Origin of the sequence: Metabacillus indicus LMG 22858, assembly GCF_000708755.2 — a bacterium.
GTDB classification, from domain to species: Bacteria; Bacillota; Bacilli; order Bacillales; family Bacillaceae; genus Bacillus_P; species Bacillus_P indicus.
Genome location: NZ_JGVU02000002.1, coordinates 1453640 through 1477185, shown reverse-complemented (window position 1 = coordinate 1477185; position 23546 = coordinate 1453640). Strand labels below are relative to the sequence as shown.

Sequence of the window (23546 nt, the reverse complement as noted above, 5' to 3'; positions counted from 1 at the left end):
GATGAGTAAAGGTAGAATTATTGTCGTCGGAGGCGGTTTGGCAGGCCTGATGGCAACCATCAAAGCAGCAGAATCCGGCGTTCATGTAGATTTATTTTCGTTAGTACCAGTTAAGCGCTCTCATTCCGTTTGTGCACAAGGCGGAATCAACGGCGCTGTAAATACAAAAGGAGAAGGCGATTCTCCTTGGGAGCATTTTGATGATACAGTTTACGGCGGGGATTTCCTTGCCAACCAGCCTCCTGTAAAAGCGATGTGCGAGGCAGCTCCGTCAATCATTCACTTGCTTGACCGCATGGGTGTCATGTTCAACCGTACACCGGAAGGGCTTCTTGACTTCCGCCGTTTTGGAGGAACGCAGCATCACCGCACGGCATTTGCCGGTGCAACAACAGGTCAGCAGCTTCTGTATGCGCTTGATGAGCAGGTCCGCCGCTATGAAGTGGCAGGTCTTGTTACAAAGTACGAGGGCTGGGAATTCCTTGGAGCCGTTGTCGATGACGATGGTGTATGCAGAGGTATCACCGGTCAGGATTTAACAAGCATGGAAATCAAGTCATTCCGTTCCGACGCTGTCATCATGGCAACGGGCGGACCTGGAATCATCTTCGGAAAATCAACAAACTCTGTCATCAACACGGGATCAGCAGCTTCCATCGTCTATCAGCAGGGCGTTCACTATGCAAATGGCGAGTTCATTCAGATTCACCCGACAGCTATTCCGGGAGATGACAAGCTTCGCCTGATGAGTGAATCAGCCCGCGGAGAAGGCGGACGCGTCTGGACGTATAAAGACGGGAAGCCATGGTATTTCCTTGAGGAAAAATATCCGGCATACGGAAACCTTGTTCCGCGTGATATCGCAACACGCGAAATTTTCGACGTGTGCGTCTCTCAAAAGCTCGGCATCAATGGCGAGAACATGGTCTATCTTGATCTGTCTCATAAAGATCCGAAAGAGCTTGACATTAAGCTTGGAGGCATCATCGAAATTTATGAAAAATTCATGGGTGATGACCCGCGCAAGCTTCCAATGAAAATCTTCCCTGCTGTTCATTACTCAATGGGCGGTCTGTGGGTTGACTATAATCAGATGACGAATATTCCCGGCTTATTTGCTGCGGGAGAATGTGATTACTCCATGCACGGCGCAAACCGTCTTGGTGCGAACTCCCTTCTTTCAGCCATCTACGGCGGAATGGTGGCAGGTCCGAAAGCGGTTGACTATATCAGCGGCTTAGATGCTTCTGCTGAAGATCTTTCATCTGCTGTATATGACGCTCATGTGAAGCAGGAAGAAGAAAAATGGCAGAACATCATGAACCTTGACGGAACTGAAAATGCCTACGTGCTTCATAAAGAGCTTGGCGAATGGATGACTGACAATGTAACGGTTGTCCGCTACAACGACAAGCTTCTGAAAACCGATGAGAAAATCCAAGAGCTGATTGAACGCTATCAGAATATCAATATTAATGATACGGCGAAATGGAGCAACCAGGGTGCTACGTTTACCCGCCAGCTTCAGAACATGCTTCAAATGTCCCGCGTCGTGACATTGGGCGCCTATAACCGCAACGAAAGCCGCGGAGCGCATTACAAGCCTGAATTCCCTGAACGAAATGATGAAGACTTCCTTAAAACGACGATGGCTACGTTTGCCGGTCTGACTGCTGCTCCTAAGTTCCACTACGAAGAAGTGGACGTCAGCTTAATCGAACCGCGCAAACGCGACTACTCGAAGAAGAAAAAGGGGGAATAAGAAATGAACAGTGAAAAGAAAGTAGTTCGTTTTATTATTACTCGCCAAGATGAGCCCGGTGCCGCCCCTTATGATGAAACATTTGAAATTCCTTACCGTCCGAATATGAACGTGATCTCCGCGCTGATGGAGATCAGAAGGAATCCTGTGAATTCTGAGGGTAGAGAAACAACGCCGATCACTTGGGATATGAACTGTCTTGAAGAGGTATGCGGAGCCTGTTCTATGGTGATTAACGGCAAGCCGCGCCAGTCATGTACAGCACTTGTCGACCAGCTTGAACAGCCGATCCGCCTTCAGCCGATGAAGACATTCCCTGTTGTGCGCGACCTTCAGGTTGACCGCAGCAGAATGTTTGATTCCCTTAAGAAGGTAAAAGCGTGGATTCCGATTGACGGAACATACGACCTTGGACCTGGCCCCCGTATGCCTGAGAAAAAACGCCAATGGGCATATGAGCTTTCAAAATGCATGACGTGCGGAGTTTGCCTTGAGGCATGCCCGAACGTTAACAGTAATTCTGATTTCATCGGACCGGCTCCTCTTTCACAGGTTCGCTTGTTTAACGCTCATCCAACAGGTTCATTGAACAAAGCCGAGCGTCTTGAAGCGATTATGGGTGACGGAGGACTTGCAAACTGCGGAAACTCTCAAAACTGCGTGCAATCATGTCCTAAAGGAATTCCTTTAACGACTTCTATTGCTGCACTGAACAGAGATACAACGTTCCAGGCCTTCCGCAATTTCTTCGGAAGCGATCAAGTCTAAGCAGTAAGAAGAAAAACACCTCTTTAAATAAGAGGTGTTTTTTACATATCATCAAAGAAAAGAGGAACAGCCATGAACAAAATTCCATATATCACAATGCCTCTTCAGGAGTGGAAGGATACATTTGCTTTTCATCATCCTTTAAAGGTTCGCTTTTCCGAAACAGATATGTTCGGGCATATGAACAACACAGCTCCAATTGCATATTTTGAAGAAGCTAGGATCGAGTTTTTTAAACATGCAGGTCTGATGGAGAACTGGCTGAAGAAGGACGGGGAACTGATTCCTGTTGTCGCCGACATCCAGTGCGATTACATCAGGCAGGTGTTTTTTGATGAGGAACTATTGCTGTTTGTCAAAGCTGCATCTGTTGGAAATTCGTCTGCCGAGCTCCATTACTGCGCGGTAAATAAAAAAAGGGAAGTCTGCTTTACAGGACGAGGAACCGTTGTGCAGATATCGAAATACAATGGAAAAAGTGTACCATTTCTGAATGCGGAAAAGAAAATGCTCATAGGTTCTGAGGTCTTTGCCACATAAAAAAATAGACACCGAATTTCACGAATCAGCTAAAGTAACAGTCACCGCCAATACAGAGTGCACATACTATATGTTGACTAATCTTATACCCATTCGTTAGACCGGCTCGCACCTAGCAAGGAGGGTTACCATTCTTGAAAGAGAAAGAGTTTCAATCAAAGCCACTACTCACGAAAAGAGAGAGAGAAGTTTTCGAATTATTAGTACAGGATAAAACGACGAAAGAAATAGCGGGCGAGCTCTTCATTAGTGAAAAAACAGTTCGGAACCATATTTCCAATGCGATGCAAAAGCTTGGAGTAAAAGGAAGATCACAGGCAGTTGTTGAGCTTCTTCGTATGGGTGAACTTGAGCTCTAATACGTACCGGCTGACCTTATTCTAGGCTGGCCGGTTATTATTTCTGCCGGGATTTTTTCCTGAAATGACTGTCAGCTAAAATATCAAACTTGCATTTTTGTGTGAAAACATAGAAAATGGATATGATACGCACAATACTAGTGTACATTCTGCTCCGTGCGGTCAGATTGAATGAGTGAGGGTTGCTGATGACAGTTCATAATGATGTATTAAGTGATAAAATGGTGGCTGACCTGGAAAAATCCTTGAGGCATATTTCTGTGATGGTGAAGCAGAGAGGCCGGGAGATCCTGAGTCAATTCCCGATTACACCGCCCCAGTTTGTGGCGCTGCAATGGCTTTCTGAACACGGCGACATGACAGTCGGTGAATTATCCAACAAATTGTACCTAGCATGCAGCACTACGACTGATCTGGTTGACCGGATGGAGAAAAACAAACTTGTCGTGCGCGTGAAAGATCCAAATGACCGCAGAGTGGTAAGAGTGCACCTTCTGGCAGAAGGGCAGCGCATTATTGAAGAAGTCATTCATAAGCGGCAAGAATACTTAAAAAACGTAATCAGAAATTATGATATGCAGGAAATAATTCAGCTTGAAAGCTCATTGACGAAACTGCACCTAGAAATGAGAGAAGAATGAGGCGATTTTTTGAACAGAGCAATCGGCGTCATTGATTCCGGTGTCGGCGGCCTGACCGTTGCACGGGAAATTATGAGGCAGCTACCAAATGAAGACATCATCTATTTAGGTGATACAGCAAGATGTCCCTATGGTCCAAGACCGATTGAAGAGGTTCGGGCTTTTACATGGCAGATGACGAATTACCTCGTCTCTAACCATCATATTAAAATGCTTGTGATTGCGTGCAATACGGCAACAGCCATTGCCCTTCAGGAAATTCAGGATGAGCTTGATATTCCTGTTGTCGGCGTTGTGTTCCCGGGTGCCCGCACAGCCATTAAAGTGACAAGAAACAACCGCATCGGCGTCATTGGAACGGTAAACACGGTCTCAAGCGGCGCGTACGAAAAGGCTCTGAAGACCATCAAGAAGTCAGTGACGGTTGAAAGCCTTGCCTGTCCGGCATTTGTTCCGCTTGTTGAAAGCGGGGACTTTGATAATGACTATGCGGTTTCAATTGTAGAGGATTCCCTTTTTCCGCTGAAGGACCATCCGATCGATACACTGATTCTCGGCTGCACGCATTATCCGGTTCTTAAAGACCTGATCGAGAACTATATGGGACCAAAAGTAAAGATTATCAGTTCAGGAGACGAAACTGCCCGTGAGGTAAGTACGATCCTGTCATATAAGAAAGCATTGAATGAATCGCAGGAGGAAAATCATCACCTCTTCCTGACAACCGGATCGAAGGATCTCTTCCAGCGCATCGCTTCGCAGCTGTTTGAAGAGCCGGTGAAAAATGTTCAGTCTATTGCGCTTTAATTAAGGCAGAGGCTGTGACATAAATATGTTAGCCATCTAAAACCGAACTAGGGTATAACTAGTTCGGTTTTTTTTATGGTGTTGGACCATACAACTGGAATTAGAAATAGATACTTAATTTTGCTGATACAGACGGAGTGCTGCCACTTTTATAAGAGGTAAGTCCACATTTGTGGCATCATTCGCCAGAGTGGTACCACTTTTATCGGAAGTGGATCCACATTAGTGGTGTCATTCGCCAGAGTGGTGCCACTTTAATCGGAAGTTGATCTACATTAGTGGCGTCATTCGCCAGAGTGGTACCACTTTTATCAGAAGTTGATCTACATTTGTGGCGCCATTCACCAGAGTGGTGCCACTTTAATCGGAAGTTGATCCACATTTGTGGCATCATTCGCCAGAGTGGTACCACTTTTATCGGAAGTGGATCCACATTAGTGGTGTCATTCGCCAGAGTGGTGCCACTTTTATGAGGGCTGAATCCATATTTGTGGCGTTGTCTCAAGAAATGACATCAAAAAATGTTTTTTATTAATCTTCCGACTCTCACCTTACTAACATGTTTTTTCCCAGACTCTTTGTTTTACATTCATTTCATCAAGAACTTGTTTTACAGCAGTCAATTTCTTTCCTCTCACGCTCTATTAAAAATTTCTTCCTGATTTCGGTCTAATTCAATCAACAGCTCGTATACATAGTAGTACAAACTGCCTTAGGAGGGAAATGTATGTCTCAAAAGAGAAACGTGAAGATTGCTGCTACTGTAATGACTTCGGCGCTGTTATTGTCCGGCTGCGGATTGTTCGGCGGGGAGAAGGCCAAGGAAATCGATCCTCCACAAGACGTATCGTATGTGGATGAAGGAGATAAAGCTGCTGAAGAAACAGTAAAAGAGGAGAAAACAACAGCAGAAGGGAAAAAAGGGGAAGAGGCGGCACAAACATACTCCAGGCAGTTATATTTAATTGACAGCAATGGACTTGTCGTCGCCCAGACATTTGATCTGCCAAAGCAGGAAGGCGTAGCAAAGCAGGTGCTTGACTACCTTGTTGAAGGCGGGCCTGTGACAAATATGCTGCCTGACGGATTCAGAGCGGTTATTCCGCAGGATACACAGGTCAGCGTCAATGTGAAAGACGGCGTTGCCGTTGTTGATTTTTCAAAAGAATTTAAAAATTATCAAAAAGAAGATGAGCTGAAGATTCTTCAGTCAATCACATGGACGCTTACTCAGTTTGATTCTGTCAAAACCGTCAAAATCATGATTAACGGCCATGAGCAAAACGAAATGCCTGTAGGGGGCACGCCGATCAGCAGCGAGCTGAGCAGAGCTGACGGCATCAACCTGGATACTGCAGGCGTCATGGATATTACAGATACAAAACCGCTTACGGTTTATTATACAGCGCAGCACGACGACAAGACGTATTATGTGCCTGTTACAACACGCGTGAGCAATGATGAAGAAGATCCGATTGCCGCTGTTGTAAAAAAACTGACAGAAGGGCCGTCCGCAAATACTGCGCTCCTCAGTGATTTTTCACAAGATGTGAAGCTGCTGGAAGAGCCTAAGCTTGAAGACGGAACGGTCACGCTTAATTTTAACGAATCCATTTACGGAAGTGCGGATGAAGAGAAAAAGATGGTATCCTCCCACGTCGTAAATTCACTTGTTCTGTCTCTGACTGAGCAGGCGGGAATTGAAAACGTTGTGCTGACAGTGGACGGCAAGGCAGACCTTGTAAACGAGGACGGCAAAAAGATGACAGAACCTGTTGCGCGTCCAGTGAATGTCAACACAGGTAGTTTTTAATCGGTGATTTTTGATATACTATAAAGTGAAACGAAGAGGTAGTCTTTAGCACTGCCTCTTCTTTATTGCCTCCGGACCTTATATCTTTTTTGAATAAAGCCGGGACAAGCCCTATACATATAACGAAAAAGCAAATCAATCAGGATCAGGAATGATCGGAGGAATCATAATGAGACATGACGGACGAAAGCAAGATGAAATCAGACGAGTAGAAATAGTTACAGATTATGTGAAACACCCGGAAGGATCTGTTCTGATCTGTGTGGGAGATACAAAGGTCATCTGCAATGCCAGCATTGAAGACCGTGTGCCCCCGTTTATGCGTGGAGAAGGTAAAGGCTGGATTACAGCAGAATACTCGATGCTGCCCCGGGCAACTGAACAAAGAACGATCAGAGAATCTTCAAAAGGGAAAATTACCGGCAGAACAATGGAAATTCAGCGCCTGATTGGACGAGCTCTCCGCGCAGTGGTAGACCTGGACAAGCTTGGCGAGCGTACAATCTGGATCGACTGTGATGTGATTCAGGCGGACGGCGGTACAAGAACAGCATCCATTACAGGTGCATTTGTGGCCATGACGATTGCTCTTGGAAAGCTTCTGTCAGAAAAGAAAATCAGTTCGCTGCCAATCACAGATTTTCTTGCTGCAACGTCTGTCGGCATGGATTCAAAGCTTGGCGAGATTCTCGATCTAAACTATATTGAAGATTCATCTGCAGAAGTGGACATGAATGTCATCATGACAGGGTCAGGACGATTTGTAGAGCTGCAGGGAACAGGCGAAGAGGCAACGTTCTCTCGCGAAGAGCTGAATGAACTTTTAAACCTAGCAGAAAAAGGAATTCAGTCTTTGGTTACGATCCAAATGGAAGCGCTGGGTGATTTAGCCCTTAAAATTGCGGATCAAAAGAACGGAAAGGAATGAACCTGATGAAGGAAGTCATTATTGCCACAAAAAATGCAGGAAAGCTTCTTGAATTTCAGACGATTCTTTCTGCATACGATTTGACTTGCATCTCGCTGCTTGATTTTGATGATGCACCTGATGTAGAGGAAACGGGTTCGACTTTTGAAGAGAATGCCATTTTAAAAGCTGAGGCAATCTCGAGACTTTACGGAAAAATGGCGATTGCTGACGACTCAGGATTGTCGATTGACTACCTGAACGGAGAGCCGGGTATTTTTTCGGCAAGATATGCAGGTCCGGAAAAAGATGATGCTGCCAATATCCAAAAGGTGCTGGCTGAGCTCAAGGACGCAGATAAGGAAGAGCGCACCGCAAGATTCCGCTGTGCACTTGCACTTGCTGAGCCCGGACGGGAAACGGTGACGGTTGAAGGATCTGTCGAAGGGTATATAACAGAAGAGCCGGCTGGAGAAAATGGGTTCGGATATGACCCGATTTTCCTCGTCAAGGATAAAGCAAAAACAATGGCCGAGCTGACAAAAGAAGAGAAAAACAAAATCAGTCACAGGGCAGCGGCTCTAAAGAAGCTGTCAGAGCTGCTCCAAGCCTGATTACAGGGAGTTATGAGTGATGAAGGTTCTTATTATCAGCGACAGCCACGGGCTGACAGACGAGCTTCAGGAGATCAGAAAAAGGCATGAATCTGAAACAGAAGCGATGTTTCACTGCGGCGATTCAGAGCTGCCTGCCGATCACCCTTCTATGCAGGGCTTTGTTTCAGTCCGGGGAAACTGCGATTATGAACAGAAATATGCGGAGGAACTGATTGAAGAAGCAGGCGGGTTCCGTTTTTTCATTGCGCATGGCCATATGCATAATGTGAAGTCCACACTGATGAACTTGAAATATGCCGCAGAGGACCACGGTGCAAAGATTGTCTGTTTCGGGCATTCCCATGTTGCAGGCGCAGAATCTGCCGGCGGCATCCTCTTCATTAATCCTGGCAGCATCAGGCTGCCGAGGATGCGCATCGAAAAAACATATGTTATATTAGAAATACAAAACGGGTCGGCAGCTGTAACATTTTATCAGCAGGACGGAACGCCTGTAAAAGGCATGGCGCAGAGGTTTGAGCTGTCTTAAAAAGGAAAGGGGGAATTTCTTCCCTCTTTCAAAACTTTTTAGAAAAAGTTATTGACTTTATAGCTGATCGCACATATAATAAGAAATGTCGCTGATACATAATCGCGATTGTCACAAAAAACATGTCCCAGTAGCTCAGTGGATAGAGCAACGGCCTTCTAAGCCGTTGGTCGGGAGTTCGAATCTCTCCTGGGACGCCATACTTTATACATACAAACTTCTTTCTGAAAATGAAAGAAGTTTTTTTGTTTGATTTTGTTGTTTTCTGTATTTCGCTGACTTATGCGTAAAACAACAGTGGACTGAAGCGGAAGGCACTTGACTCCATGTCCAGCTGCAGCGCCCAACTCCTCTGTCAGAACAAAATCCCCCAAAAAGTCAAACCCGGACTTTTCGGGTGATTTCTTATCTGACTGCCGGAGCAAAACGGGCGCTTCCGCTTTTCTGGGGGATAAAGAGGGCACTGAAGATCCCGCAAGCGCAGCGAGGAAGCTCCCGGCCCTCCCCGCGGAAAGCAAGTTCCTGGAGCGAAAGGGAACGGGTAAATGTGCCATCTCCCATTTGTTCAAAAAATGTTCATAATTTTCCCTCAGCACCTTACGCGTTTTCATCAAGAATCCCTTTCCGGATTCACCCTCAAAAAGTTCCTTTTCCCCAGCTGAAATCACCCAAAACCCTGTCAGACAATCTCACAGAAAAAAACTTCAAAAAAATTTTTCAAAAACACAATTCCTATAATGACAGGCATGTAAGCGTATACAAATTATTAAACAAATCTAAATTATCTAACAATTCCAAAAAAGACGGTTGACACCGCTTTTTAATGGGCGTAAGATAGGCTCAAATATAAGTTACATGAACATGTGAGGTTCATTAAAAGAAAAACATAACAGGCCGTTTAGCTGCGGCAGCAAGATCACTTTATATCTTTTAAAAGAGTCCATAACTAACGTTATAAGGATTTTTTTTACACACTGGAATTCAGCTGATTAACGCGTTTAGACTTTAAAAGAAAGGTGTGCTCTTTATGGGTGACCAATGGATTTTTTTGAACAAGGAATTTGTAAGAAAAGAAGATGCGAAGATTTCGGTGTATGATCACGGATTCTTGTATGGAGACGGGATTTTCGAAGGAATCAGAGTCTACAGCGGCAACATCTTCCGTTTAAAAGAGCACATGAAAAGACTGTATGAATCAGCGAGATCCATTTTGCTCACGATGCCGTACACCCAGGAAGAGCTTACAGACCTGACAGTGAAAACGGTCGAGAAAAACGGACTGGATGATGCTTATATCAGACTGGTAGTCTCAAGAGGAGTAGGAGATCTTGGGCTTGATCCATATAAATGCAAAGAGGCAAATGTCGTCATTATAGTAGAGCCGCTCTCAATCTTTCCTAAACATCTTTATGAAACAGGAATTGATATTGTGACAGTCCCTACAAGACGGAACCGTCCGGATGTTCTCAGTCCGAAAGTAAAATCACTCAACTATTTAAATAACGTTCTTGTAAAAATTGAAGCTCATCTGGCAAATGTAAGCGAAGCGCTCATGCTGAATGATCAGGGCTATGTCGCAGAAGGATCTGCAGACAACGTCTTTATCTATAAAAATAACAAACTCCTGACTCCGCCGGGATATCTTGGCGCTCTTGAAGGAGTGACGCGAAACGTCATCATCGAAATCGCGGCAGAACTTGGCTATGATGTGCGGGAAGAACCATTTACCCGCCACGATGTGTATACAGCTGATGAGGTTTTCCTGACAGGAACAGCAGCAGAAGTCATTGCCGTTGTAAAGGTAGACGGCAGGGAAATCGGTGACGGCAAGCCGGGCGAGCACACAAACCGCCTGCTTGAGCAATTCAGGAAAAAAGTCATTGAAGACGGCGTGAAAGTTGAAACAGGCAATTCAAGCTTAAGTGTAAGTTAATAAGTGAAAACTTTGAAGAGGATAAGTAGCAATGGAAACAAGGATCCACAGAGAGCCGGCGGCTGCTGAAAGCCGGTGTTCCCTTCCAGCGTGAACTCGCCTCTGAGTGCTGATTTGAAATAGAGTAGGATCAGCCGGGTGCTATTTTTCACACCACCCGTTACCAAAAGAAAGCTTTAAGCTTTCATAAGGTGGCCTGATTTCAGGCCATGAACAAGGGTGGTACCGCGAAAAGTGTTTTCAAACCTTTTCGCCCCTTTGACTCACAACTAGTGGGCAATATTGGGGCGGGAAGGTTTTTTATGTGGATTTTAAGGCAAAAAGACCAGTCTTGCGCTGGATAAAGCTTCAATAGTAACTAGAGAAGCAGGGCTTTTTAGATGATAGCGGGAAAAAAGGAGGCAAAAATCGATGAATATGAAGGTACAATTGGACGCTGATTCTGCCAAGTGTACGGAAACGATGTCCGGTGCCATGATGATGATTGAAGCTCTTAGACGGGAAAACACAGAGGTGATTTTCGGCTATCCCGGAGGAGCTGTCCTTCCGATTTACGACAAGCTGTACAGTTCAGGCATGTTTCACGTTCTGACAAGACACGAACAGGGAGGCATTCACGCAGCAGAAGGCTATGCAAGGGTTTCAGGCAAACCCGGAGTCGTAATCGCCACCTCTGGACCGGGAGCTACAAACTTAATTACCGGACTCACAGACGCGATGATTGATTCCCTTCCGCTCGTTGTCTTTACCGGACAGGTTGCGACTTCTGTAATTGGAACCGATGCTTTTCAGGAAGCGGATATACTCGGAATTACAATGCCGATTACAAAGCACAACTATCAAGTAAGGGATGTCAACGACTTTCCGCGCATCATCAAAGAAGCATTCCATATTGCAACAACCGGCAGACCGGGACCAGTACTGATAGATGTGCCGAAGGATATCGCTGTAGCTGAAGGGATTTTCAACTATGACGAACCTGTACACCTTCCCGGATATCAGCCGAAGACAGAGCCGAATTACCTCCAGATCAGAAAGCTTGTAGAAGCTGTAAGCCGTGCTAAAAAACCAGTGATTCTCGCTGGTGCAGGTGTTATTCACGCTAAAGGAAGCGACAAGCTGAAAGAATATGCAGAACAGCAGCAAATTCCGGTTGCAAGCACCCTTCTCGGACTTGGCAGTTTCCCGGCAGATCATCCGCTGTTCCTCGGAATGGCAGGGATGCACGGTACGTATACCGCCAATATGGCGCTTTATGACTGCGATTTGCTGATCAGCGTGGGAGCGCGGTTTGACGACAGGGTGACAGGGAACTTAAATCACTTTGCTAAGAAGGCTGTCATTGCTCATATCGACATTGATCCAGCCGAAATCGGCAAGGTGGTCGAAACGCAGATTCCGGTTGTCGGGGATGCGAAGCTGGTTCTTGAACAGCTCATTCATCAAAACGGGAAAAGAAGCGAGCATGATGAGTGGTATGGAGCTCTTCAAACAAACAAAAAGACGCTGCCTCTCTGGTATAAGCCTTCAAATGAAGAGCTGAAGCCGCAGCACATGGTTGAATTGATTCATGAATGGACAGATGGAGAAGCGATCGTAACTACTGATGTCGGACAGCATCAAATGTGGGCGGCTCAGTATTACCGGATGCAGCGGCCGAACAGATGGGTCACATCCGGCGGGCTTGGAACAATGGGCTTTGGACTTCCGGCGGCGATTGGGGCGCAGCTTGCTGAAAAAGACGCGACTGTTGCGGCGATCCTTGGTGATGGCGGATTCCAAATGACCCTTCAGGAGCTTTCTGTTATTCACGAACTTAACCTTCCTGTTAAGGTCATTATTTTAAACAACGGCGTGCTTGGAATGGTAAGGCAGTGGCAGGAAATCTTCTATGAAGAAAGATATTCCCAGTCGGTCTTTCAATCACAGCCTGATTTCGTGAAACTTGCGGAAGCGTATGGCATGAAAGGACTGAATATTCAGACTGAAAGTGATTTCCCTGCCTTTAAAGAAGCGCTTAGATCCAGAGAGCCAGTCCTGATTTCCGTAAATGTAAGCCAGATGGAAAATGTGTATCCAATGATTGCGCCAGGAAAAGGACTGCATGAAATGGTGGGTGTTAAGGAATGAAGCGAATATTGACATTAACCGTAAACAACCGGTCCGGCGTACTCAACCGAATTACCGGACTTTTTACGAAAAGACACTATAACATTGAAAGCATCACAGTCGGGCATGCAGAAATTGAAGGCATATCCCGCATGACATTCGTCATCCATGTTGAGGACGAAAAAGAAGTAGAACAAATTACAAAACAGCTTAACAAGCAAATCGACGTGCTGAAGGTTCAGGACATTACCAATCAATCAATCGTTGCAAGAGAACTCGCGCTGATCAAAGTGATCGCTGCACCGGCAGTCAGAATGGAAGTGCAGGGCGTCATTGAACCATTCCGGGCTGCCATCATAGATGTCAGCCGGGACAGCCTGGTCGTTCAAGTAACGGGGGAATCAGACAAAATAGAAGCCATCATCGATCTCCTCAGACCCTATGGCATCAAAGAAATAGCCAGAACCGGCACAACAGCGTTCCCAAGAGGAACACAGCGGCCGTCAAGCTCGAAAACATATTCAATTGTATAAAGAAAAGACGGCAATGAATGTTAACAGCCTTCAGTGGAGCGAAAGGGAACGGATGGAACGTATACAATTACAAATCAAATAAAAAATGGAAAATAAAAGGAGAGAATGAACATGGTAAAAGTTTATTATAACGGTGATGTAAATGAGGAAGTACTATCAGGCAAAAAGATCGCAGTAATCGGCTACGGCTCACAGGGCCATGCACATGCACTGAACTTAAAAGAAAGCGGAGCAGATGTTGTAGTAGGTGTCCGCAAAGGAAAATCCTTCAATAAAGCAGCATCAGACGGAGTAGAGGTAACAACAGTTAAAGAAGCTGCAGCACAGGCTGATGTCGTGATGGTGCTTCTGCCGGATGAACAGCAGCAGAAGGTATACGAAGAAGAAATCAAAGATCAGCTTCAGCCGGGTAATGCGCTGGTTTTTGCACACGGATTTAATGTTCACTTTAACCAGATCGTTCCTCCGGAATTTGTTGACGTATTTCTTGTAGCTCCTAAAGGACCGGGTCACCTTGTAAGAAGAACCTTCGAAGACGGTGCCGGTGTTCCAGCATTGTTTGCGGTCTATCAGGATGTTACTGGCCAGGCGAAAGATCTTGCTCTTGCATACGCAAAGGCAATCGGAGGAGCGCGTGCGGGAGTTCTTGAAACAACATTTAAAGAAGAAACCGAAACAGATCTATTTGGAGAACAGGCTGTTCTGTGCGGTGGACTTACTTCCCTTGTGAAAGCAGGGTTTGAAACACTGGTGGAAGCGGGATATCAGCCGGAACTTGCCTACTTCGAATGTCTGCACGAACTGAAGCTCATCGTAGACCTTATGTATGAAGACGGCATGGCGGGCATGAGATACTCCATCTCTGATACAGCCCAGTGGGGAGACTTTGTGTCAGGACCTAGAGTAGTAGATGCAAGAGTAAAAGAATCCATGAAAGAAGTGCTCAATGACATTCAATCAGGAAAATTCGCTAAAGACTGGATCGTAGAAAATCAGGTGAACCGCCCGCAGTTCAACGCAATCAACAACAGAGAAAGTGAGCATCAGATTGAAACAGTCGGCAGAAAGCTGCGCGAAATGATGCCATTTGTAAAACCAAAACGGAAAGAAGTGGTCGCCAGTGCGAAAAATTAACCTTTTTGATACAACACTGAGAGACGGGGAACAATCAGCCGGAGTGAATTTGAATGCAAAGGAAAAACTGCAGATTGCCCTTCAGCTTGAACGTCTTGGCGTTGATATTATGGAGGCCGGTTTCCCGGCTTCCTCAAAGGGTGATTTTTCAGCCGTGCAGGAGATTGCACGAACCATTAAAAACTGCTCCGTCACAGGTCTTGCGCGTTCGGTCAAAACAGATATTGATGCAGCGTGGGAAGCTTTGAAAGACGGTGCAAATCCAAGGCTGCATGTGTTTTTGGCAACATCTCCGATTCACATGCAATACAAATTGAAACAGACTCCGGACCAGGTCATTGAGACAGCGGTCGAATCAGTCAAATACGCATCTAAATTCTTTCCGCTTATTCAGTGGTCTGCAGAGGATGCCTGCAGGAGCGAATTGCCGTTTCTGGCCAAGATTGTTGAGCGGGTCATAGCAGCTGGAGCAAATGTCATCAACATTCCCGACACGGTCGGCTATATTAACCCGAAGGAATACGGGGAGATCTTTCAGTACTTAAAATCAAATGTAAAAGGGATAGAAAATGTCATTCTATCCGCCCATTGCCACGATGACCTTGGAATGGCAACAGCCAATTCTCTTGCTGCCATTGAAAACGGGGCGGGACAGATTGAGGGAACGATCAACGGAATCGGAGAGCGGGCAGGAAATGCTTCACTTGAAGAAATCGGCGTTGCGCTTCACATCCGTTCAGATTATTTTGGGGCCAAAACAAACATGAAGCTTGATGAAATCAAAAAAACGAGTGATCTGGTCAGCAAACTGACCGGCATGATGATTCCTCCAAACAAAGCGGTTGTAGGGAAAAATGCATTCGCGCACGAATCAGGCATTCACCAGGACGGCGTTTTGAAAGAAAAAACAACCTATGAAATTATTTCTCCAGAACTGGTCGGGGTCGGATCCAATGCGATGGTGCTCGGCAAACATTCAGGCCGCCATGCTTTCAAGAGCAAAGTGGCTGAGCTTGGCTTCAATGTAACTGAAGAAGAGACACATAAAATCTTTAAAACATTCAAAACCCTTTCTGAGAGAAAGAAAGAATTTACGGATGAGGATATTGCAGCACTTGTCATAGAGGAAAAAGTGGAAAAGAGCGAGGATATGTTTGAACTTTTATCGCTTCAAGTTCAGTACGGAACCTCACAAGTGCCGACTGCTACTGTAACTCTAAAAAACCAGGAGCAGGTCCTTGTACAGGAGGCTGCTACCGGAGGAGGAAGTGTAGAGGCGATCTACAATACGCTTGAGCGCTGTACCGGCTTTACTATTAAACTTCTTGACTACCGGATCCAGTCTAATTCAAGCGGCCGGGATGCTCTTGCACAGGTTTTTGTCAGAGTCACTGTTGGCGGGGTGGAATCAAGCGGAAGGGGTATGGCGCAGGATGTTCTTGAAGCATCAGCGAAAGCCTACCTGAACGCTGTCAACCGGATTCTCATTCTGAATGCACAGGCACAGGAACAATTAAAGGCGACTGTCTAATAGAAGAAAAACCAGATTAAAAATCATGAAGGAGGCAGAAAAAATGGAGAAGAAAATTGCATTATTGCCGGGAGACGGCATCGGATTAGAAGTAATGAACGGTGCTGTAGAGATTCTGAAGGCCATTGAAGAGCATTACTACCATCGTTTTCACTTTCAGTATGGACTGATCGGCGGGGCGGCAATTGATGAAACCAATTCTCCGCTTCCTGAACAAACGCTGAACATGTGCAAAGAGGCTGATGCAGTCCTGCTCGGATCTGTAGGAGGCCCGAAATGGGACCAGAATCCTTCGCATTTAAGGCCTGAAAGGGGGCTTCTGGCTCTCAGGAAGGAGCTTGATCTGTATGCAAATCTTCGTCCTGTGGAGACAGTGGAAAGTCTCCTTGATTCTTCCCCTTTGAAGCGGGAGTTTGTGGAAGGCGTCGACTTCATGATTGTAAGAGAACTTACGGGTGGCCTTTACTTTGGAAAACCGAGCGAGCGCAAGGTTTACGGCGGTGAAGAGACGGTTGTCGATACCCTTTTTTATAAGCGTGATGAGATGGTGCGGATCATTGAACAGGCATTTGAGCTTGCCCAGGGCAGGCAGAAAAAAGTCACGTCAGTTGATAAGGCCAATGTTTTAGAATCGAGCCGAATGTGGAGGGAAGTCGCTGAAGAGGTAGCTGCAAGGTATCCGGATGTTGAACTGCAGCACATGCTTGTCGACCATGCAGCCATGGCCCTCATTCATAATCCAAAACAGTTTGATGTCATCGTAACTGAGAACATGTTCGGCGACATTTTAAGTGACGAAGCTTCAATGCTGACGGGCTCGCTCGGCATGCTGCCATCGGCAAGCCTGAGCTCAACCGGTCTCCATCTGTATGAACCGGTCCATGGTTCTGCACCTGACATTGCAGGAGAAGATAAAGCAAATCCAGTGGCGATGATTTTATCCGCCGCGATGATGCTCAGACATTCCTTTGGTATGAATGAAGAGGCAGAAGCTGTTGAAAATGCCGTAAAACATGTGCTTGATTCAGGGAAGCGCACAGCAGACCTTGCGAAAAAAGGAGAAGCTCCTCTTTCTACAACGGCTCTGGTTGAAGAAGTGAAAGCTGCTTTGGCTGACGACCACGCCATCTTTAACATTATGGAAGCTTACGCATAAAAAACCGGCGCTTTTCATTTCGATGAAAAGCGCCCCTCTTTTCCTTCTATATAAATACGTGCAGGGAGGTATCAGTCTTGAAAGCAAGAACAATCGTCGAAAAAATTTGGGATGATCATGTAGTATACAGAAAAGATCATCAGCCGGACCTATTATATATTGATTTGCACCTGATTCATGAAGTAACGTCTCCCCAGGCGTTTGAGGGCTTAAGACAAAATGGGAGAAAGGTGAGAAAGCCTGAAAACACTTTTGCCACAATGGATCATAACATTCCGACCGTCAACCGGTTTGATATTAAAGACGAAACAGCGCGGCTCCAGGTAAGCGCCCTTGAAACAAACTGCGGAGAATTCGGCATCAGGCTTGCTGACCTTAACAGCTCAGATCAGGGAATTGTTCACGTCATCGGACCGGAACTTGGCCTGACACAGCCGGGCAAAACCATCGTATGCGGAGACAGCCATACATCGACACACGGAGCGTTCGGAGCTCTGGCATTCGGCATCGGAACAAGTGAAGTAGAACATGTCCTCGCCACTCAAACGCTTTGGCAGCAGAAGCCGAAAACATTAAATGTTCACATAAAGGGATCCCTGAAAAAAGGCGTGACGGCTAAAGATGTCATTCTCTCCATTATCGGTTCCTTCGGAGTGAGATTCGGCACAGGGTATGTGATCGAATTTACAGGTGAAGCCATTGAAAATATGTCGATGGATGAGAGAATGACGGTCTGCAACATGTCAATTGAAGCAGGCGCCAGAGCTGGACTGATTGCACCTGATGAAACAACGTTCAAGTATATTGAGGGAAGACCTTACGCTCCAAAGGGAGAGGAATTTGAAGAAGCTGTTGCATACTGGCGCACACTCCACAGCGACCCGGGTGCGGAATATGATGATCAGATTATCGTTTTGGCATCTGACATTGCACCGATGGTCACATGGGGAACAAATCCCGGAATGGCTGTGTCAATAGATGAGAGAGTGCCGAACACAGGCATGTTCTCAAAACAGGAGGAAAAACAGGAGGCAGAGCGGGCTTATTTTTATATGGGCCTGGAGCCGGATACCGCGATAAAAGAGATAGAAATAGACTATGTCTTTATTGGCTCCTGCACAAACTCGAGACTCACAGACCTGCGTCAGGCGGCAGAAGTAATCAGAGGCCATAAAGTGAATCCTTCCGTAAGGGCAATCGTTGTTCCCGGTTCGCAAAATGTAAAGCTTCAGGCGGAAGCTGAAGGGCTCCACCATACGTTTAAAGAAGCGGGCTTTGAGTGGCGGGAATCAGGGTGCAGCATGTGCCTGAGCATGAATGATGATGTCGTGCCGGAAGGAAAGCGCTGTGCTTCCACCTCCAACCGGAACTTTGAAGGCCGTCAGGGAAAAGGAGCAAGAACGCACCTTGTCAGTCCTGCAATGGCTGCAGCAGCGGCGCTTAACGGGAAATTTGTTGATGTAAGAGAATGGATAGGAGGGGCTGCAAGTGGAAGCATTTCAAGTGCACAAGGGTAAAACAGCGGTACTGAACAGATCAAATGTGGACACCGATCAGATTATCCCCAAACAGTTTCTGAAACGAATAGAACGCACTGGATACGGACGCTTCGCTTTTTTTGACTGGCGCTATACAAGCGATCATACTGAAAATCCTGAGTTTGAACTGAATAAGCCTGAGGCAAAGGGGGCAAGCGTTCTGATTGCAGGGGAGAACTTTGGGTGCGGATCTTCAAGAGAGCATGCCCCGTGGGCGCTTTCAGACTTCGGCTTCAGAGTGATCATTGCTCCTTCTTTCGCCGATATCTTCCATCAGAACTGCCTGAAGAACGGTCTTCTTCCTATTAAAGTAGAAGAAAAGATTCATCAGCAGCTGGTTGAAAAGGGAGCTTTCGAGTGTACGGTCGATCTGGAAAAGCAGGAAATCCGCGAAGGTGAAGATGTTCTTTACCATTTTGACATTGATCCATACTGGAAGGATATGCTTTTAAACGGCCATGATGAAATTTCCCTCACCTTTATGTATGAAGAGCAGATTTCAAATTACGAAAACACAAGAAAAGCCTGGTTAATATAATCCAGGCTTTTCTTGTGTTCTTCAAACTCCATTGGTAAACTTGAAGGCAAATGCACAGCGGAGATGATTGAATGAGCGAGAAGAAACAGAGAAAAGTCATTCCATTCCCTAACTTAAGTGAGCGCTTGGTTGATAAAGGACTGGACGCTTTAAAAAATAAACGGTTCAAAGAGGCGCTGCCACTCTTTTATGAAGTGCTTGAGCTTGGCGAGGACAGAGCGGAAATTCATCTTGGCATTGCGCTCTGTCTGATGGAGCTTGGCGATCTGGATGAAGCAAAGACGGTCTGCAAAAAAATGCTTCATGAAGATATCGGAGACTATTTTACGGTCCTGCAGGTCTACTTGACGATCTTAATTCAGCTGAGACAGTACGAGGAAGTGCAGCAGACAATCGAGGCTGTCCTTCAGGAGAATCATCTTCCCCACGATCAGGCGGAGCATTTTTACAAGCTTCTTGATTTCAGCAGGAAAATGAATGAAGATGAAGGATCTATTTTTGAAGAGGATGATGAGGAAGGCGAACCCGGTGAACCTAAACTGCTTCTGGATACGATTAATCAGCAGGTAGCTTATGTACAGTCGCTGAAGGACCGGAATGTTTCAAGGCACATGCAGAAGCTGCAGACGATTCTGAAGAATCCTGAAAGCCATCCTGTCGTACAGTCCATGATTCTGCATCTCCTCATGGAAAATGAGACTGCAAAAGAAGTGAAAGTTGCAAAATTCGGCCATATGATGGCGGTTGTTCCGTCAGAGCTCGAGGACTTATCCGAGATGCCTTTTACGAAAAAAGTGCTGAATGCCCTTGATGATATCCTCGGACAGGAAAACCCGTCGCTTTATGAAGCGGTGAAAGAAATCTGGATCAGGCACCTGTATGTGCTGTTTCCATTTTTGCCGGAACCGCCGGAAGCAAGGCTCTGGGCCGCAGCCCTTCATTATACGGGCTATGAGATGCACGGGATCTCGGCACCTGCAGAAGAGGTATGTGATTCATATGATATCGCGCAGGATGAGCTAGTGCAGGCTGTGAAAAAAATCTACGAGATAGAAGAAATTTCTTATTTGCAAATCTAACGTATATGTTGAAAGGAATTTTTTCTATGTTATAATGAAATGGTTGTAAATTGATGATCAGCCGTACAAGAGGGAACACATCCCTGTGCGTGCAGACATCAGCCATACACTGGACGATTTAGTAAGTCATCTACATAGGGGTATAGCAGAGAAGCTGTTTGTCAACAATGGACAGGTATCCTCTGTCAAAACCTAACCTAGATTATGTCACTATTTCAAATAGATTTTTTGGAGGGAAACTAATGTCTGCAAAATGGGAAAAGCTTGAGGGCAACCAAGGCGTTCTTACAGTAGAAGTTGAAGCTGAAAAGTTCGGCCAAGCCCTTGACGAAGCATTCAAAAAAGTATCAAAGCAAGTAAATATACCTGGATTCCGTAAAGGGAAAGTGCCTCGCGCAATGTTCGAACAGCGCTTTGGCATCGAATCACTATACCAGGATGCGCTTGATATCCTTCTTCCTGAGGTTTATCCTCAAGCGGTTGAAGAAGCGGGAATCGATCCGATCGACCGTCCGGAGATCGACGTTGAGCAAATCGAAAAAGGCAAAAACCTTATTTTCACTGCAAAAGTGGTTGTAAAGCCTGAAGTGAAACTTGGCGAATACAAAGGCCTTGAAGTTGAAAAAATGGACGCATCTGTATCTGATGAAGATGTTGATGCAGAACTTAAAACACTTCAGGAGCGTCACGCAGAGCTTGTTGTGAAAGAAGAAGGCACTGTTGAAAACGGCGACACAGTTGTTATTGATTTCGAAGGATTCGCTGACGGCGAAGCATTCGAAGGCGGCACTGCTGAAAACTACACGCTTGAAATCGGCTCAGGTTCATTCATCCCTGGCTTTGAAGATCAGCTTGTAGGTTTGGAAGCTGGCGGCGAAAAGGATGTTGAAGTAACATTCCCTGAAGAATATCACGCTGAAAACCTTGCAGGAAAGCCTGCAACATTCAAAGTGAAGCTTCACGAAATCAAAGCCAAAGAACTTCCAGCTCTTGACGATGAGTTCGCTAAAGATGTGGACGAAGAAGTTGAAAGCCTTGAAGCTCTTAAAGCTAAAACAAGAACTCGCTTAGAAGAAGCTAAAAAAGCAGAAGCTGAAAATACACTTCGCGACACACTTGTTGACAAAGCTTCTGACAATGCAGAAGTTGACATCCCACAAGTGCTTATCGACAATGAAGTAAACCGCATGATGCAGGAGTTTGAGCAGCGTCTTCAAGCTCAGGGCATGAACCTTGAACTTTACTTCCAGTTCTCAGGTCAGGACGAAGATGCACTTAAAGAGCAAATGAAAGAAGATGCATCTAAACGCGTGAAGTACAATCTGACTCTTGAAGCAATCGCAAAAGCTGAAAACATCGAAGCTACTGATGAAGAAGTGGAAGCTGAAATTGCTAAAATGGCAGAAATGTACAACATGCCGGTTGAAAACATCAAGCAGGCTCTTGGATCTCTTGAAGGACTGAAAGAAGATCTTAAAGTACGCAAAGCAATCGACTTCCTTGTTGAAAACAGCAAAGAAGCAGCTTAATAATGATAAAATGAAACAAGGCGCGAGTTCATTCGTGCCTTGTTTTGCAAAATAAAGAGCTATGAGGCGATTCGGCGCAAATCGATGTGCCCGTCCGGATTTATTTTTCCGCTCTTTGGGTACTATATAATTACTGCATGCTACATACATATAGAGGTAAGAAATGAACTCATTTTTTACCCCAGCAAGGATTTTGGCCGGGAAGAGCGAATACTATAATATACTCCTCTTTTAGGTAAAGCTGTTTTATTTCCAGTAGTCTACATACTTATGGTACAATGCAATACATACCAATTTTTTCAGACTTTTTCCGCTTCTTGCGGCAAGTCAGTTGCGCAATCGTCATCCCCATTTCCTTTCTGCCTGAGGATAAGCATGCATGATGCTGCTGTCCCGTCCGGTAAAGGTGTGGCCCGCTGATGATACAAAGAAATAAGGGGTGAAGACATGTTTAAATTTAACGACGAAAAAGGTCAGCTTAAGTGTTCGTTTTGCGGTAAAACACAAGACCAAGTCCGTAAATTAGTTGCTGGACCGGGTGTCTATATATGTGACGAGTGCATAGAGCTGTGCACAGAGATCGTTGAAGAGGAACTTGGAACAGAGGAAGAAGTAGAATTTAAGGATGTTCCAAAGCCGAAGGAGATTCGTGAAATTCTTGACGAATATGTCATCGGTCAGGAACAGGCAAAGAAAAGCCTGGCAGTTGCGGTTTATAATCACTATAAACGCATCAACTCCAACAGCAAAATTGATGAAGTTGAGCTTTCAAAAAGCAACATCGCCATGATCGGGCCTACGGGAAGCGGTAAAACCCTTCTTGCCCAGACGCTGGCGCGCATCCTGAATGTACCGTTTGCGATTGCCGACGCAACGTCGCTTACAGAAGCCGGATATGTCGGGGAAGATGTTGAAAACATCCTTCTAAAACTGATCCAGGCTGCTGATTACGATGTAGAAAAGGCTGAAAAAGGGATCATCTATATCGATGAAATCGATAAAGTGGCCCGCAAATCCGAAAACCCGTCCATCACTCGCGATGTGTCAGGTGAAGGTGTGCAGCAGGCCCTTCTTAAAATTCTTGAAGGAACCGTTGCAAGTGTTCCGCCGCAGGGCGGACGCAAGCATCCGCATCAGGAATTCATCCAGATCGATACAACAAACATTCTCTTTATCTGCGGCGGAGCGTTTGACGGCATCGAGCAAATCGTAAAACGCCGTCTTGGCCAGAAGGTCATCGGCTTTGGATCCGATAAGAAGGATGATGATCTGGACCAAAAAATGCTTCTGTCTAAAGTACTTCCGGAGGATCTTCTCCGCTTCGGGCTTATTCCGGAGTTCATTGGCCGTCTGCCGGTTATTGCAAGCCTCCAGCCTCTTGATGAGGAAGCCCTTGTTGAAATTCTGACAAAGCCTAAAAATGCGCTTGTTAAGCAGTATCAAAAAATGCTTGATCTTGACGGCGTAGAGCTTGAATTTGAAGACAATGCCCTTATGGAAATATCCAAAAAGGCGATTGAACGCAAAACAGGCGCACGCGGACTCCGTTCTATTATCGAGGGAATCATGCTTGAAGTAATGTTTGAGCTGCCGTCCCGCGACGATATTACGAAGTGTGTCATTACGGCAGAAACGGTAACAGACAAAGTTCCTCCTAAGCTAGTGCTGACAGATGGAACGGTTATCGTCGAAGATACCAAAACATCTGCATAACCTGTATTTT

General features: G+C 45.7%; 21 protein-coding genes, 1 tRNA gene and 1 other annotated feature. All 22 genes read left to right on the top strand.

The features are described from left to right. Nucleotide 1: 1 nt before the first annotated feature. The 22 genes from sdhA (at nt 2) to clpX (ending at nt 23536) form a co-directional block, all read left to right on the top strand. Nucleotides 2-1762: a succinate dehydrogenase flavoprotein subunit gene (gene sdhA / locus AZ46_RS10870; protein WP_029279247.1), complete on the top strand. Its 1761-nt coding sequence runs from the start codon at nt 2-4 to the stop codon at nt 1760-1762. Between the two features lie 3 nt (nt 1763-1765). Continuing rightward, the gene (gene sdhB / locus AZ46_RS10865; protein WP_029279249.1) at nt 1766-2530 is read left to right on the top strand and encodes a succinate dehydrogenase iron-sulfur subunit; all 765 of its coding nucleotides are present in this window, start codon (nt 1766-1768) and stop codon (nt 2528-2530) included. 72 nt (nt 2531-2602) lie between these two features. After that, nucleotides 2603-3070 (top strand): acyl-CoA thioesterase, encoded by a 468-nt coding sequence (locus AZ46_RS10860; protein WP_029279251.1) that lies wholly within the window; start codon nt 2603-2605, stop codon nt 3068-3070. A gap of 134 nt (nt 3071-3204) precedes the next feature. Then, nucleotides 3205-3429 carry a spore germination transcription factor GerE gene (gene gerE, locus AZ46_RS10855; protein WP_029279253.1) on the top strand — a complete coding sequence of 75 codons (225 nt, stop codon included), beginning with the start codon at nt 3205-3207 and terminating at the stop codon, nt 3427-3429. A gap of 188 nt (nt 3430-3617) precedes the next feature. After that, a complete protein-coding gene (locus tag AZ46_RS10850; protein ID WP_029279254.1) occupies nt 3618-4070 on the top strand; it encodes a MarR family winged helix-turn-helix transcriptional regulator in 453 nt (150 codons plus the stop codon). A gap of 9 nt (nt 4071-4079) precedes the next feature. Beyond that, a complete protein-coding gene (racE, locus tag AZ46_RS10845) occupies nt 4080-4877 on the top strand; it encodes a glutamate racemase (RefSeq protein WP_029279255.1) in 798 nt (265 codons plus the stop codon). 727 nt (nt 4878-5604) lie between these two features. Further along, nucleotides 5605-6690, top strand: coding sequence for a GerMN domain-containing protein (locus AZ46_RS10840; RefSeq protein ID WP_029279257.1), 1086 nt, complete (start codon nt 5605-5607; stop codon nt 6688-6690). Between the two features lie 169 nt (nt 6691-6859). Next, entirely contained in the window at nt 6860-7618 is a 759-nt protein-coding gene (rph, locus tag AZ46_RS10835; protein ID WP_029279259.1) for a ribonuclease PH, read from the top strand. Between the two features lie 5 nt (nt 7619-7623). After that, on the top strand, nt 7624-8211 hold the full coding sequence (locus AZ46_RS10830; protein WP_029279261.1) for an XTP/dITP diphosphatase: 588 nt from the start codon (nt 7624-7626) through the stop codon (nt 8209-8211). Between the two features lie 19 nt (nt 8212-8230). After that, nucleotides 8231-8743 (top strand): metallophosphoesterase family protein, encoded by a 513-nt coding sequence (locus AZ46_RS10825; RefSeq protein WP_029279262.1) that lies wholly within the window; start codon nt 8231-8233, stop codon nt 8741-8743. 124 nt (nt 8744-8867) lie between these two features. Then, nucleotides 8868-8943, top strand: a tRNA-Arg gene (locus AZ46_RS10820). Between the two features lie 827 nt (nt 8944-9770). After that, nucleotides 9771-10676 (top strand): branched-chain-amino-acid transaminase, encoded by a 906-nt coding sequence (ilvE, locus tag AZ46_RS10810; RefSeq protein WP_029279264.1) that lies wholly within the window; start codon nt 9771-9773, stop codon nt 10674-10676. A 3-nt stretch (nt 10677-10679) separates the two neighbouring features. Then, nucleotides 10680-10937 (top strand) — a binding site (T-box leader). Nucleotides 10938-11087: 150 nt separating this feature from the next. Beyond that, nucleotides 11088-12806, top strand: a complete 1719-nt coding sequence (ilvB, locus tag AZ46_RS10805) for an acetolactate synthase large subunit (protein ID WP_029279265.1) — start codon at nt 11088-11090, stop codon at nt 12804-12806. Beyond that, nucleotides 12803-13318, top strand: coding sequence for an acetolactate synthase small subunit (gene ilvN / locus AZ46_RS10800; protein WP_029279266.1), 516 nt, complete (start codon nt 12803-12805; stop codon nt 13316-13318). The genes ilvB and ilvN overlap by 4 nt, the downstream gene beginning before the upstream one ends. A 111-nt stretch (nt 13319-13429) precedes the next feature. Further along, nucleotides 13430-14452, top strand: a complete 1023-nt coding sequence (gene ilvC / locus AZ46_RS10795) for a ketol-acid reductoisomerase (RefSeq protein ID WP_029279270.1) — start codon at nt 13430-13432, stop codon at nt 14450-14452. Continuing rightward, the gene (locus tag AZ46_RS10790) at nt 14439-15983 is read left to right on the top strand and encodes a 2-isopropylmalate synthase (RefSeq protein ID WP_029279272.1); all 1545 of its coding nucleotides are present in this window, start codon (nt 14439-14441) and stop codon (nt 15981-15983) included. Before ilvC ends, AZ46_RS10790 begins: the two co-directional genes overlap by 14 nt. Before the next feature lie 43 nt (nt 15984-16026). Next, nucleotides 16027-17139 (top strand): 3-isopropylmalate dehydrogenase, encoded by a 1113-nt coding sequence (leuB, locus tag AZ46_RS10785; RefSeq protein ID WP_029279274.1) that lies wholly within the window; start codon nt 16027-16029, stop codon nt 17137-17139. Between the two features lie 77 nt (nt 17140-17216). Beyond that, nucleotides 17217-18656 (top strand): 3-isopropylmalate dehydratase large subunit, encoded by a 1440-nt coding sequence (gene leuC, locus AZ46_RS10780; RefSeq protein WP_051865419.1) that lies wholly within the window; start codon nt 17217-17219, stop codon nt 18654-18656. Continuing rightward, entirely contained in the window at nt 18628-19215 is a 588-nt protein-coding gene (gene leuD, locus AZ46_RS10775) for a 3-isopropylmalate dehydratase small subunit (protein WP_029279277.1), read from the top strand. The genes leuC and leuD overlap by 29 nt, the downstream gene beginning before the upstream one ends. A 71-nt stretch (nt 19216-19286) precedes the next feature. After that, nucleotides 19287-20294 (top strand): tetratricopeptide repeat protein, encoded by a 1008-nt coding sequence (locus AZ46_RS10770; protein WP_029279280.1) that lies wholly within the window; start codon nt 19287-19289, stop codon nt 20292-20294. A gap of 242 nt (nt 20295-20536) precedes the next feature. After that, entirely contained in the window at nt 20537-21823 is a 1287-nt protein-coding gene (gene tig, locus AZ46_RS10765; RefSeq protein WP_029279285.1) for a trigger factor, read from the top strand. Between the two features lie 447 nt (nt 21824-22270). After that, nucleotides 22271-23536, top strand: coding sequence for an ATP-dependent protease ATP-binding subunit ClpX (gene clpX / locus AZ46_RS10760; RefSeq protein ID WP_029279286.1), 1266 nt, complete (start codon nt 22271-22273; stop codon nt 23534-23536). Nucleotides 23537-23546: the final 10 nt, after the last annotated feature.

Bases quoted from the DNA above. Each gene is read 5' to 3' on its own strand.
- ilvN (WP_029279266.1), top strand. From the start codon at position 12,803: ATGAAGCGAATATTGACATTAACCGTAAACAACCGGTCCGGCGTACTC.
- rph (WP_029279259.1), top strand. From the start codon at position 6,860: ATGAGACATGACGGACGAAAGCAAGATGAAATCAGACGAGTAGAAATA.
- tig (WP_029279285.1), top strand. From the start codon at position 20,537: ATGTCTGCAAAATGGGAAAAGCTTGAGGGCAACCAAGGCGTTCTTACA.
- leuB (WP_029279274.1), top strand. From the start codon at position 16,027: ATGGAGAAGAAAATTGCATTATTGCCGGGAGACGGCATCGGATTAGAA.
- ilvE (WP_029279264.1), top strand. From the start codon at position 9,771: ATGGGTGACCAATGGATTTTTTTGAACAAGGAATTTGTAAGAAAAGAA.
- ilvC (WP_029279270.1), top strand. From the start codon at position 13,430: ATGGTAAAAGTTTATTATAACGGTGATGTAAATGAGGAAGTACTATCA.
- sdhA (WP_029279247.1), top strand. From the start codon at position 2: ATGAGTAAAGGTAGAATTATTGTCGTCGGAGGCGGTTTGGCAGGCCTG.
- AZ46_RS10850 (WP_029279254.1), top strand. From the start codon at position 3,618: ATGACAGTTCATAATGATGTATTAAGTGATAAAATGGTGGCTGACCTG.
- AZ46_RS10770 (WP_029279280.1), top strand. From the start codon at position 19,287: ATGAGCGAGAAGAAACAGAGAAAAGTCATTCCATTCCCTAACTTAAGT.
- AZ46_RS10840 (WP_029279257.1), top strand. From the start codon at position 5,605: ATGTCTCAAAAGAGAAACGTGAAGATTGCTGCTACTGTAATGACTTCG.
- AZ46_RS10825 (WP_029279262.1), top strand. From the start codon at position 8,231: ATGAAGGTTCTTATTATCAGCGACAGCCACGGGCTGACAGACGAGCTT.
- clpX (WP_029279286.1), top strand. From the start codon at position 22,271: ATGTTTAAATTTAACGACGAAAAAGGTCAGCTTAAGTGTTCGTTTTGC.
- AZ46_RS10860 (WP_029279251.1), top strand. From the start codon at position 2,603: ATGAACAAAATTCCATATATCACAATGCCTCTTCAGGAGTGGAAGGAT.
- sdhB (WP_029279249.1), top strand. From the start codon at position 1,766: ATGAACAGTGAAAAGAAAGTAGTTCGTTTTATTATTACTCGCCAAGAT.
- ilvB (WP_029279265.1), top strand. From the start codon at position 11,088: ATGAATATGAAGGTACAATTGGACGCTGATTCTGCCAAGTGTACGGAA.
- AZ46_RS10830 (WP_029279261.1), top strand. From the start codon at position 7,624: ATGAAGGAAGTCATTATTGCCACAAAAAATGCAGGAAAGCTTCTTGAA.